The 12,337-nt window shown below is 51.9% G+C and carries 8 protein-coding genes; 4 read left to right on the top strand and 4 right to left on the bottom strand.

Going from position 1 to position 12,337, the window contains the following annotated elements; translation table 11 throughout:
• Nucleotides 1-514: 514 nt before the first annotated feature.
• On the top strand, nt 515-2,071 hold the full coding sequence (gene bshC / locus ACYVJQ_RS00390) for a bacillithiol biosynthesis cysteine-adding enzyme BshC (protein WP_460891086.1): 1,557 nt from the start codon (nt 515-517) through the stop codon (nt 2,069-2,071).
• A gap of 2 nt (nt 2,072-2,073) precedes the next feature.
• On the top strand, nt 2,074-2,703 hold the full coding sequence (locus tag ACYVJQ_RS00385; protein WP_460891085.1) for a 5-formyltetrahydrofolate cyclo-ligase: 630 nt from the start codon (nt 2,074-2,076) through the stop codon (nt 2,701-2,703).
• A 110-nt stretch (nt 2,704-2,813) separates the two neighbouring features.
• Here ACYVJQ_RS00385 and ACYVJQ_RS00380 read toward each other — a convergent pair whose 3' ends face one another.
• Complete coding sequence (locus tag ACYVJQ_RS00380; RefSeq protein ID WP_460891084.1) at nt 2,814-3,197, bottom strand: PH domain-containing protein; 384 nt, start codon at nt 3,195-3,197, stop codon at nt 2,814-2,816.
• Between the two features lie 213 nt (nt 3,198-3,410).
• On the opposite strand from ACYVJQ_RS00380, the gene ACYVJQ_RS00375 reads away from it, so the two are divergent.
• A complete protein-coding gene (locus ACYVJQ_RS00375; RefSeq protein ID WP_460891083.1) occupies nt 3,411-6,524 on the top strand; it encodes a SusC/RagA family TonB-linked outer membrane protein in 3,114 nt (1,037 codons plus the stop codon).
• Nucleotides 6,525-6,535: 11 nt separating this feature from the next.
• Nucleotides 6,536-7,954 (top strand): SusD/RagB family nutrient-binding outer membrane lipoprotein, encoded by a 1,419-nt coding sequence (locus ACYVJQ_RS00370; protein WP_460891082.1) that lies wholly within the window; start codon nt 6,536-6,538, stop codon nt 7,952-7,954.
• A gap of 115 nt (nt 7,955-8,069) precedes the next feature.
• On the opposite strand, the gene ACYVJQ_RS00365 is transcribed toward ACYVJQ_RS00370, so the two are convergent.
• The 3 genes from ACYVJQ_RS00365 to ACYVJQ_RS00355 form a co-directional block, all read right to left on the bottom strand.
• On the bottom strand, nt 8,070-8,453 hold the full coding sequence (locus tag ACYVJQ_RS00365; protein WP_460891081.1) for an SRPBCC domain-containing protein: 384 nt from the start codon (nt 8,451-8,453) through the stop codon (nt 8,070-8,072).
• Between the two features lie 39 nt (nt 8,454-8,492).
• A complete protein-coding gene (locus ACYVJQ_RS00360; protein ID WP_460891080.1) occupies nt 8,493-9,083 on the bottom strand; it encodes a hypothetical protein in 591 nt (196 codons plus the stop codon).
• A gap of 194 nt (nt 9,084-9,277) precedes the next feature.
• Nucleotides 9,278-11,788 (bottom strand): S9 family peptidase, encoded by a 2,511-nt coding sequence (locus ACYVJQ_RS00355; RefSeq protein ID WP_460891079.1) that lies wholly within the window; start codon nt 11,786-11,788, stop codon nt 9,278-9,280.
• Between the last annotated feature and the right edge of the window lie 549 nt (nt 11,789-12,337).

Genomic DNA, 12,337 nt, shown 5'->3' with positions numbered 1-12,337 from the left:
AGACAATGGCGCGAGTCTCCAGACTCGTGCCTTGGGATAAGGGGTAGTCTCCAGACTACCCTCGCTGCCAAGCAGCGATACCACGCATTCCTAGACTCCGGGTGTTCTTATCCTATTCCCCGTGAGTCTGGAGACTCACTTCACATTTAGTCACGAGTCTGGAGACGCGCGCCAGGTGGATCTCCGGTCGAACCCGTATGTAGGGGCGTATCGCATACGCCCAACGCATTGCCCACGCATTTCGTCCCCCTTTGAAGGGGGTAGGGGGATGACTACTCGTGCAGATCAACTCAGAACTCTGCCCATCTGTTTTGAGCCCGTTTTTCTAAAAGCAGGCCCAAAACAGAAATGCCAGGTCTTTCTTAGGCTGGTAACCGCCAAACATTTTCTAACTAGTGTAGTTTCCTGTACAACACCATCTACAGATGGCGCAGAAACGTACTACCGGTATAATTCTGAAAATAGATTTTACCTTTGCGCGGTAGGTGCGCTTAATGTGGCCTACATCCCTGATATGAAAGTTTCCTGTATTGACTATAGCGCCACCGGTGCCTTCTCTTCCTTAGTGCTGGCCTATTTAAGCCAGAATGAAAGCCTGAAACCGTTTTATGCACGTTTCCCGGAGGTAGATTCCTTTTCAGCCTTGATGGAGGAACGCCATTTTCCCCAGGCGCAGCGGCAGGTATTGGTCCAGGAATTAGAGCGGCAATACCAGGGCTTGGAGATGCCGGAGGCGGTGCGGCAAAATATATCGGCGCTCGCCCATGAGCAGACCTTCACTATTACCACCGGGCACCAGCTGAACCTCTTTACTGGTCCGCTGTACTTCATTTACAAGATTGTCACGGCCATTAAAACGGCCCAGGAACTGCAGAAAGCCTATCCAGCGCAGAAATTTGTGCCCGTGTACTGGATGGCCACCGAAGACCATGACTTCGCTGAGGTGAACCACTTCACGCTCTTCGGGAAAACCTATACCTGGGAGAGTGACGCCAAGGGCGCCGTGGGCCGCTTCTCCACCGACGGGCTCAATGAACTTCTGGATGAGATGCCCGAAGATTACCCGCTCTTTGAGGAAGCCTATACCAACAGCACTACTCTGGCTGAGGCCACGCGCCGCATTGTCAATGGCTTATTTGGGCAATACGGCGTGGTTTGCGTAGACGGCGATAACCCGGCTCTCAAGCAGGCCTTCAGCGCGGTAGCACAGCAGGAGTTGACCGGTCAGGTAAGCTACAAGGCCGTCACCCAAACCAACACCCAACTGGAGAAGCATTTTAAGCCGCAGGTCATGGTGCGGGAAATCAACCTTTTTTACCTGGATCAAAACTTACGCGAACGTATTGTCCAAGAAGGCGACCACTACAAGGTGCTCAACACAGACCTGGAATTCACGCAGGAGCAGATCCTGAAAATTGCCCAGGAACAGCCCGAGAGAATCAGCCCGAACGTGGTCTTGAGACCTTTGTACCAGGAGTTGGTGTTGCCTAACCTTGCCTACATTGGCGGCGGGGCCGAAGTGGCCTATTGGTTCCAGTTGAAGGGCATGTTTGAGGCGTTTGGGGTGCCCTACCCAGCAGTGATGCTCCGTAACTCCGCGCTGTACATCACCAAGCCAAACGCCCAGCGCCTGGAGAAACTGGGGCTCACCGTCACTGAGATGTTCCAGGACTTGCCTGAGCTCAAAAAGCGCCTGGCAGTGCTGTTAAACCAAAAGGAAGTAAGCCTGGAGGAACAACGCGCTGCCTTGGCGGAAGCCTTTCGGCAAGTGGAGGAGTTGGCCCAAACCATAGACTCCACCCTGGTGAAAGCCGTGGGCGCCGAAGCCCAGAAAGCGCAGAACAGCCTGCAATTGCTGGAGAAAAAACTGAACAAGGCCGTGGAGAACAAGAATGATACGGCCTACAACCAGTTGGCCAACCTCAAAGATAAATTGTTTCCTGGGGGCGTGCTGCAGGAGCGGGTAGACAACTTGCTTACCTACAAGACCAATAACCCTCAGTTTATTGAGGAGCTGGTGGCGGCCTTTTCGCCTTTTGAATACAAGTTCACCGTTTTACAGGAAGAATAGGCATGGCGCTTAAAGCTGAACTTAGGAAAGCATACCTTGCCCAGCGGCGGGGCATTACTGAGCAGGAGATAGAGGCGCTTAGTCAGGATATTGCGCGTCAGTTTTTTACCCACTTCGCGCCTAAGGCCGGGCAGACGGTGCATACTTTTCTGCCAATTCAGCACCATCATGAGATCAATACCTGGCTGCTGGTAAAGGAAATATGGCAGCAGTACCCAGAGGTGCAGGTATCTGTGCCCATCGCCAATCTGGAAGATGGCTCTATGGCCCATTTCCTGCTCACCCCAGACACAACCTTGAAAGAAAGCAAATGGGGTATTCCGGAGCCTGTCAACGCGTTGCCTTTACCTGAATCTGAGATAACCACCGTCCTGGTACCTCTGCTGGCCTTTGACCAACAAGGGCACCGCGTGGGCTATGGCAAAGGGTTCTATGACCGGTTCCTGGCGTTAATACCCCAATCAAGCCTAAAACTAGGCCTTTCTCTGTTACCCCCGGTAGATCGCATTGATGACGTGCACGCCAATGACCTGGTGTTGGATGCTGTGATTACCCCAGAAAAAATCTGGCGGTTTGAGGACCAATCAAGCGACCAGGATTCTGAAGACGCAGACCTGGAGATTATTGACTAGCGCAACTCCGGTTTAAAGCTGACCAGATTCCCGTTTAGAACAGAACTTTTGCCCTGGTCTAAGTCTTCGCCGAAATCCTTTTCCGTAAAATCCCGCCCCAATGCCATCTCCTATCCTTTGTTCAGGATATGGGTGCTCAGCAACTGGTAGACCTCATTGATACGGTCGCCTTTGCCAAATTCCTTTTTAATAGGCACGTCATCGCCGGTAAGCCAGATCTTAAGTTCGGCGTCCAGGTCCAGAATGCCCGCGCTTTCTTTAGAGAACTTCTTGATGCTGGAATAAGGGATGGTCATGAAATCTACCTTAGAGCCGGTCAAGCCCTGCTTGTCTACCAGAATCAGGCGCTTGTTAGTGAACACAAACATGTCGCGTATCAGCCGGAAGGCCTTTTCTATGCGTTCGCCCTCAATAAGGATGGGTGCGAATTCCTTGCCTACATTCTCAATAGAAATTTCAGAGGCATTGCCCAGGAGGGCGTCAAATAGTCCCATATGGTTTTCTGGTTACAGGTGTGATTTAAGAAAATATAAAGCCTTACTCAAGAATAATGGCCAGGCCTCTATTTACGCACCATTTTCGCTAAAGAAGCAAACCTAGCGGAAAGAATATTAATTATTTAATACAGGGATTAGGAGAAATAGAAAATTATAAATATTATCCCCACTTAATTGCTCCACTTTTCCTCCAATCCAAACCTAACAAGCATGAAAAAAACCTTACTTCTTTTACTGGCGCTGGTTTCTTCGCTGAGCATGAGCTATGCGCAGCAACGGGAAATCAGCGGAAAAGTAACTGCCGCAGATGATGGCACCGGCCTGGCCGGGGTTAGTGTGGTAGTGAAAGGAACCACCAACGGCACTTCTACAGATGCTAATGGAAACTTTAGCCTGAGCGTGGCAGATAAGGCCACGGTACTGGTGCTAAGCTACCTGGGTTATGTCACCCGCGAGGTGCCCATTGCCGGGCAGACTTCCTTTAACATTACCCTTACCCCAGACAGCAGGCAATTGGGAGAGGTGGTAGTAACGGCCCTGGGTATCTCAAGGGAGAAAAGAGCTCTGGGGTATGCCACCCAAGACGTGAAAGCAGAAGAAATATCCAGAAGCAGGCAGCCCAACGTTTTAAATGCGTTGCAGGGGCAGGTGGCTGGCGCCCAGATTTCTAGTACGGGAGGGGCGCCTGGCCAGGGAACCAGCATACGTATTAGGGGGGTGAACTCCATTGACGTGGGCAGATCTAATGAGCCGCTGTTTGTGATAGATGGGGTTTTGATGGACAACTCCACGTCTACGTATGGGGCAGGGGCAGAGCTTAGGGGCATGAGCAACCGGGCTGCCGATATTAACCCAGACGATATTGCCAGCATCAACATCTTAAAAGGCGGGGCTGCTACTGCCCTGTATGGCTTAAGAGGGGCAAACGGCGTAGTGGTCATCACCACTAAAAAAGGCCAGGAAGGTTCTTTGCGGGTAAACTTCACCAGTAGCTTCGGGGTGGAGAATGTCAACAAACTTCCTGAAGTGCAACGCACCTACTCCCAGGGCTATCTGGGGGTGTATGACAAAGACAGCTTCTGGCCAGCTTGGGGACCCTCTGTAGAGGAGGCCCGCAAACTTGATCCTACCCACCCTGAAAAGCTGTTTGACAACCTGAAGAACGGTTACCGGACGGGCAAGCAATACAGAAACTCCCTGTCTTTCTCTGGGGGTTCAGAAAAGATCACCTTCCTTTCGTCGTTGTCTTATCTAAACCATGAGGGCGTATTGCCTTTCACAGACTATAAGAACTTCTCGGCGCGGTTAAACACCGAGGTGAAAATAAGCGAGCGGTTCAGGACCGGGGCTAACTTTAACTTCATAAACTCTGGGGGGTACCGCTACAATGCTGACCGCTTTGGAGAAAGCCTTGCCTACTTCACAGACCGGTGGGATGTGCGGGATTACCAGAACCCAGACGGGACCATGCTCACCCATGGCGGCAATGACAACCCTCTGTTCGGAGCTGCTACCAACCGGTTAAAAGACAACGTGAACCGCTTCATTGGTGGCCTCACCTTTGGCTACACCCCCTTTGAGTGGCTGGATTTCAATTATCGCTTAGGCCTTGATACCTACACAGATAACCGGACCGGTACGGCGCCAGGCTTACGCGGCATACCCGGGGAAGCTAACTATGATAATGGCTTGGGTTTCGTGAACGAGTATAACTCCAACTTCAGAGCCATTAACTCTACCCTGATTGCTACCTTGACGCATAACTTCGGCAGTGACCTGAAAGCCACCCTGCGCCTGGGCCATGACCTGTATGACAGAAGCACCAAAGATGTGGGAGTGTCCGGTTCTGAATTGACGGTATATGACTGGTTCAGCTTGAGAAACGCCAAGGTGATCAGCGCCACCCAAACCGACACAGATTACCGCCTGATGGGGATTTTTGGGGAAGCCACCTTAGATTACAAAGACTTCCTTTACCTGACATTGACCGGAAGAAATGACGTTACCTCTTCGCTATTAAAGCCTAATAACTCGTTCTTCTACCCATCTGTTAGCTTGGGCTATGTGTTCACAGAGCAGTTTGAATTACCTGAATTCATTGAATACGGAAAGCTAAGACTCTCCTATGCCAAAGTAGGGAAAGACGCTTTGGCGTATTCCACCTCTACGGGGTACACCTCTTACACGGGGCTTCCGTCTGGCTATACCGGTTTTACCAGGGGCTCTATTTTGGGTGACCCTAACCTGAAACCAGAGTTTACCAACACCTATGAGGGTGGTCTGGAGATGAACTTCCTTAACAACCGTCTTGGGTTTGACCTGACCTATTACCACTCCTTGAGTGAGGACCAAATCATCAACATAGATGTGTCCAACACCACCGGTTACCTGAAAGCGGCTGTGAACGCCGGAACCTTGCGGAACAAGGGCATAGAATTGGTGCTCAATGCTACCCCCATCCAAAAAGGAGATTTCAAATGGGATTCAAAGCTGATTTTCTCTGCCAACAGAAATGAGGTGGTAAGCCTGCGCGAAGGCCTGAAAGAAATACCTATGGGTTCTCAGTTTGGGTATGGCCGCGCCACCGTCACCATGAAACTGGTGCCGGGACAGCCTTACGGAAACATTTACGGCTCGCATTATCTGCGCTACTATGGTACAGACAAGCCAGACCCCTTGTTCACAGATACCTCCCGTCCAATGGTAATTGGGGCAGACGGCTTCCCGGTGATTGCGCCTTCCAGCAGCCAGAAAATTTTGGGTAACACCCAACCAGACTGGATTGGCGGTTTCACCAACACCTTCACGTTTAAGGGGCTAAGCCTTTCTGCGTTGTTTGATGCCCGCATTGGACAAGACAAATACAACCAGCTAGAGAACTTCTATTCAGCCTTCGGGAAAGCAGACTACACAGAGAACCGCAATGACTTTGTAGTCTTTGAAGGCGTGCTGGCAGACGGCACCCCTAACACCAAAAGAGTGTGGTTAGGCCAAGGCATAGGCCCAGACGGTGTAAACTACGGCAATGGCTACTACCGCAACGTGCATAGAACCGTGTCTGAGGAGTTTGTGCACGATGCCTCTTGGGTTAGGCTGCGCACGCTTACCTTAAACTACAACCTGCCTTCTACCTGGCTGCCCAAGAAATTCATCAAGAACTCCTCCATCTCTGCAACGGGCAACAACCTGTGGCTGTCAACAGACTACTACGGCTATGACCCAGAGACCAGCGGAACCAACAGCGGTAGCAACGTAGACGGCTTTTCCGGATTTACCTACCCGGCGGTTAGAAGCTTCTTCTTCACCCTTAATGTAGGATTCTAATTTACAAGCATATGAAAAGAGCATATAGATATATCCTTCCGTTTGCATTAATGGGGGCTTTGAGTTTACAGGGGTGCGATGATTACTTTGACTTGAGTGATAACCCCAACCAGGTCACAGACCCGGCGCTTTCGGCGTTGCTGACCACTACTACCCAAAAGGCGGGCGTGAGCAACTACAACGTGTCTAACATCACCTCATATTTTGTGCAGTACCTGGCCAGCCCCAGCGCGTCAGCCTCCACAGATATCTATGACATCACTAATTACTCTGGTACCTGGAACTCCCTGTACCTGGCCATGGCCGATATTTATGACATGCGCAAGAAGGCCATGGAGCAGGGCTCTAGTGAGTACCTGGGCGTGGCAGACGTGCTCATGGCCTATCATCTTACCCTGGTGACCGACTTGTGGGGGGATGCCCCATACTCGCAGGCGTTTAATCTAAGCACCCTCACCCCGGCCTATGACTCTCAGGAGAAACTCTACCAGGAAACCCTTACCCTGCTCAATGAGGCTATTGCCGAGTTAGGTAAAACAGACGCCAAGCTTAAGTTGAATGCCAGCTCTGACCTAATTTATGGCGGCAACCGGGCCAAGTGGCTGAAGTTGGCTTACGCCTTAAAGGCCCGTCAACTGAACAAGGTAAGCGAAACCTCTACCTATGCTCCGGCAGAGGTACTGGCCGCCCTGCAGAACTCCTTTACCAGCAATGCTGATGATGCCGGCATGAACGTGTTTCCTAGCCGTAACTATTGGTCTGGCGTGGCTTTATCCAATGAGAGTAACCTGTTGGGTGGTTGGTTGTCTGAGCAGCTCATAGACCATTTGAATGGCAAAACCTATGGCCTGGTAGACCCAAGGCTGCCTAAACTGGCCACCACTACGGTCACTAACACCTACAAAGGCACCACCAACGGGGCCGGTAACTTGGGGCCTGCCAGCAACACGGTGAAAGATGAGAGCTACATTTCCAGAACCTCTCCGTTCACCAGTGACACATCTCCCATCTTTCTGGTCACCTATGCAGAGCTGAAATTTGTAGAGGCTGAGGCTGCCTTCAGAGCCAATGACAAAACGCGGGCGTACGCCGCCTACCTGGCCGGTATTGGCGCCAGCATGGATAAGTTTGGCGTAGCCGCGGCAGACAAACAAACCTATTTGGCAAACCCGGCGGTGGCTGTGGGCGCTAGTGGGCTTACCCTGGCGTTGATCTTCAAGGAGAAGTACATTGCCACGTACCTTAATCCAGAGGCATGGAATGATGCTCGCCGCTTTGATTACCAGTACAAGGACTTCACCCTTCCGGTGAACGCCGCCTTGAATACCTTTATCAGAAGAGTGGCGTACCCTACAGATGAGATCAGCAGAAACGGCGCTAACGTGCCAAACGTAAGCGCTCTGTCTCAGAAACTGTGGTGGGATAAATAGTCTTTCCAAGGACTCTCATCATAAATAGAAAAGGCCGGTAAAATACCGGCCTTTTCTATTTCAACAGTTTCTGTTTTAAGCCTGTTTTTCTAAAAACAGACTCAAAACAGAAAGTTTACTGCTCCTCAAAGAAATTCAGCAGCTGTCCCATGTAAGCCTCGTCCCAACCTTCGGTGATGTCCTGGAAATCCTCGTCGGGGATGTTGGTGTGGCGTACCTCTACAGAGCAGCCCTGCTTGTGGGGATGCAGTTTAATAGTCACGGTGGATTCCTCCTCCTGTTCCCCGAAGTACCATTGCTGCACCAGCTTCTTGTTCTCCTCAAACTCCAGGTTCTTGCCTACAATGCTGCCTTCCCAGAGGGAAAACTCAGAGCCGGGCTCCGTGGACATCTCGGCGGGTTCGCCGGTCCAGATCTGCAGGGTGATGGGGTTAGTAAGGGCAACGTATACTTCTTCGGGCGTGGCCGGCAGGAGGTAGTATTTCTTAAAGTCTTTCATGCAGGTATTCTAAAGGTGCGGGCAACCGTCTCAGGGCTGTTATTTGACTTCCTGGATGTCGCCTTTGGGCGTTATTTTAAATTTTTTGCGGGTGACGGTGAGTTTGCGGGTGCCGGGCAGCTCATTGTCCTGGGCATCTGACTGCCAGCGGGCGGTGCTGTCTATGTGCTCAATGGTGAAGTCTTTCTGGATGGTGAACTGCTCGCGGTGGCTGAAGCCTGGTTCCTCGCCGCAGGTCGCAAATTTAAGGTCCTGCTCGTCTAGGATTATGCCTTCTTTGGAATAAGTCCTGAGCCGAGGCAATATCTCATCTGTGGGGAACAAGACCAAGAGAGCGGTCACGTTTTTATTGACCGATAAGCGCCTATACGGCTGCTCGTCGGGCTTGAGATAGGTGCTGGCCACGGTAGTGTCTGCCCTGGGGCCCACCACATACGCATAGGAGCAACCCGCCTTGAAAGGCAAAGGCAATACCGGCAATTTAGCGCTGAAACTGGCGAAGGAAACGGGAGAGGGGGCCTCTACCACCACTTGTTCTACTACCGGGTTGGCCTCATACTGGGCGGTGTTGTCTCTGGTACAGGAAAATAACAGCAACGAAAGCAGAAGGCCGGGAAACAGTTTTGTCATAGAAGGCTTATACGGAAAGTAACCGGGTAAAGGATTGGCCGCCGGAACCAGGGAGCAAGATAGAACTTTTACCCCAGCCGCCGGGAATCTGTTTTGGGCCTGTTTTTAGAAAAACGGCCTTAAAACGGGATAACGTAAAAAGCCGCAGTTCCTTACGGGCTGCGGCTTTTCTTTTACTTAAGAAGAGTTAGCGGTTATTCCTCGTCTTCGGGTTGGGTAGTGGTCCTGGTTTGTGGTCTTTTGTTGTTCTGCTCGGCTTCTCTGTTGATCTCTGTGATGTCTACGGTCTGCGAGAAATCACCCAGCAGGTATTTAGAGAAGTAGTCGGCGGTCATCCAGAAGGAGTACTCCGTCATGTCACCGTAGCCGTGGCGTTGGCCGGGCATCATCACAAAATCAAACCGTTTGTTGGCTTTAATGAGGGCGTCGGCCATTCTGATGCTGTTGGCGGGGTGCACGTTGTTGTCCACATCACCGTGGGTCAACAACAGGTGCCCTTTCAGGTTTTTGGCCAGTTCTGGGTTTCTGTCAATGGTGTACTGGAAGGTAGTGTCGCCTTTGGCCGTGATCACCTCTTTCACGCCGTGGTGCTTCTCTGACCACCAGCGGTTGTAGATGTTGTTCTCATGGTTACCGGCGCCAGACACCGCCACTTTAAAGAAGTCTGGGTACACCAGCATGGCGGCGGTAGACATGAACCCACCCCCGGAGTGACCCGTGATACCCACGCGGTTCACGTCAATGAAGGAATACCGGTCTGCCAGTTGCTCTACGGCAGCTTTCTTGTCGGCTAAGCCATAATCCCGCAGGTTGCCGTACCCGAAGGTGTGGTACCACTTGGAACGGGCCGGGTGACCCCCGCGGTTACCCACGGTAATCACAATGAAGCCCAATTGCGCCAGACGGTCCATGCGGTCCATGCTGCGCCCGAAGGCCTTGTTTACGGCCTCTGTCTGCGGGCCTGGGTAGATGTACTCAATGATAGGGTACTTCCTGGTGGAGTCAAAGTCAAAGGGCTTGTACATAACGCCGTAGAGGTCGGTTACGCCATCATCGGCTTTCACCATGAACGGCTCAGGGAACTTGTAACCGGTGGTCATGAGGCGGGAGAGGTCTGCTTTCTCCAGGTCCATCACTTTCTTACCATTGCTGTTATACAGGGCAGAAACCGGCACGGTATTCACGCGAGAAGCGGTGTTTACGAAGAACTTGCGGCTGTCATTTAGGCTGCTCTGGTGGTCAAAGTTGCCGCTGTTAAGCAGCTTCAGGCCCGAGCCGTCAAAGTTCACGCGGTACAGGTGCAGGAAATACGGGTCTTCCTTGGCTTCGCGGCCGTTGGCGGTAAAGTAGAGCACCCGGGCTTTGTCATCAATGCCTACAATCTCCTCGCAGTGGTAAGCACCCGAGGTGATCTGGTTTTTGAGCTTGCCGTTGCCGTCATAGAGATAGAAGTGGCCCCAACCGTCGCGCTCAGACCAATGAATTAACTCGTTTCCGCCGTTTACCAGGCCCACGCGGGTAATCTCTACGTAGGTGTTGAACCGCTCATCAATCAAGGGTTTCACGGTGCCCGAAGGAACGTCCAGCGACAGCACGTCAATCTTTTTCAGGTCACGGCTGGTGCGGGTAAAGTAGATTTTGTCATTGGTACCGTGCCACAGGTTAGCCCGGAACTCGTCATCACGAGAGCTCTGCTTGGCCGGCGCGGGCCACACCGAAAGCTCCTGGTCCTTGAACGCGGCGGCGTTTATTTTCTTAGCGGTCTTGTCTGCGAAATTGAACAACAGCAACTCTCTCATAGGCGCCTCTTTTTCGCCGGGCATCTGGTACTTGTAGGTTTCCAGGGCTGGGCGGCCGGCGGCGGTATTATGGATTACCCACAGGTCTTTCACCTTGCGGGCATCGGTGCGGGTCATGATAAAGTGTTTGCTGTCCGGAGACCACATGATAAAGGCCGGCTTGCGGTTCTTTTTGTTTTTCTCGCGCTCCACGTTGGTTTCGCCCTGCGAGTCGCCGTAGCTGTAATTCTCCACGCCATCAGTGGTGAACTTGGTTTCCACAATGGTGGAGTCTTTCTCGTTCTTGAGGGCTTTCTCATAGTTGGCGCGGTCCATCCAATAGAGGTTGTGCTCTTTGGCGAACACCACAAACTTTTGGTCCGGAGAAATAGAGGCCCACATGGGCTTGCGCTTGGGCTTGTTGTAGTCCTTGAGTTCGGTGAGTTTGCGGGATGCCAGGTTGTACTGGAAGTAGAAGGTTTTCTTCTCCAGGGAATCGGCGGCTTTTTTGTCTATGCGGTCTTTCTTCACCTGGTCAATGGAGCTTTTGACCTCAAACTGCACGTTTTTCTCATCTGGGGTGAACTTCAGGTTCTCCAGGGGCAGGTGCTGGGCATCAAACGGGTCGCGCACCACCAGGGTAATGTCGGCGGCCAGTTTATCGGTGTTGAAGATGGCTTGTTTTGATTTGGTGGCTGGGTCTACCACGTACCAGTTCTTGCCGTTGGAGGTCTCATACATGTACCAGAATCTATCTGTTTGTTTGAGCCAGTGCGGGTCCAGGCTGGTGGTGAAAATAAGCTTCTCCAGTTTTTTTGGCGAGAAGCGGGCGGCCAACTGGTAATTGGCTTTGGCCGGTTGCCCAGATTGGGCGTGCAGCCCCAGGCTGGCCATAAAAAAGACCGCCAGGAAAGAAAGAACTCTCATGTGAAAAGTAGTGTGTTTGTTTGGAAGCTGGAAGATACGAAACGGCTGTTGAATAATAAGATTGGAGGGAGAGGGGAGGTGAGCCATCCCTTTTAAACCCAGGCTTTTTTTGATGTTTATTATCGGGAGATTACTTCTTTCGCCGTTGTTGGTTTTCTTACTAACGACTTAGACTGCTTTTCGATTAGCTACACAGTATTCACTTCCTGTCCCTACTTTTTTAAGCCTTTACGGTCCATTACCTTTCCTGCCAAGCCTCAAGGCGGTAGTTGCGGCCTTCCCGCGTCTGTCACTTTTCTCCTTGATGAGAAAAGTAACCAAAAGAATCAAGAACCCCCGAACTCGCTGCCGCTCAGACAGGCGGGGCTTCCTTTCAGTACCACCGGGTGAAAGCCTTCTGCTGCGTAGGGAGCTGAGGCCACTGCCATTTTATAGAATACTGCTTGCCCCTGCCCATGCTTCGGGCTACGCGGTGGCGGCCCTCCGCAAGGTCCGGGGCACATAGGCCTATTGCTGCCGGTGGCGTTGCAATACCTTTATCGCCCGGTG

The organism is Rufibacter soli (genome assembly GCF_054781795.1).
The sequence above is the reverse complement of the archived record's forward strand: the minus strand, read 5'-3'. Positions and strand labels throughout refer to the sequence as shown.

What these genes read in the sequence shown, in the direction of transcription:
- ACYVJQ_RS00355 (WP_460891079.1), bottom strand. Translation starts at nt 11,788, where the DNA reads ATGAGAGTTCTTTCTTTCCTGGCGGTCTTTTTTATGGCCAGCCTGGGG.
- ACYVJQ_RS00385 (WP_460891085.1), top strand. Translation starts at nt 2,074, where the DNA reads ATGGCGCTTAAAGCTGAACTTAGGAAAGCATACCTTGCCCAGCGGCGG.
- bshC (WP_460891086.1), top strand. Translation starts at nt 515, where the DNA reads ATGAAAGTTTCCTGTATTGACTATAGCGCCACCGGTGCCTTCTCTTCC.
- ACYVJQ_RS00375 (WP_460891083.1), top strand. Translation starts at nt 3,411, where the DNA reads ATGAAAAAAACCTTACTTCTTTTACTGGCGCTGGTTTCTTCGCTGAGC.
- ACYVJQ_RS00360 (WP_460891080.1), bottom strand. Translation starts at nt 9,083, where the DNA reads ATGACAAAACTGTTTCCCGGCCTTCTGCTTTCGTTGCTGTTATTTTCC.
- ACYVJQ_RS00370 (WP_460891082.1), top strand. Translation starts at nt 6,536, where the DNA reads ATGAAAAGAGCATATAGATATATCCTTCCGTTTGCATTAATGGGGGCT.
- ACYVJQ_RS00380 (WP_460891084.1), bottom strand. Translation starts at nt 3,197, where the DNA reads ATGGGACTATTTGACGCCCTCCTGGGCAATGCCTCTGAAATTTCTATT.
- ACYVJQ_RS00365 (WP_460891081.1), bottom strand. Translation starts at nt 8,453, where the DNA reads ATGAAAGACTTTAAGAAATACTACCTCCTGCCGGCCACGCCCGAAGAA.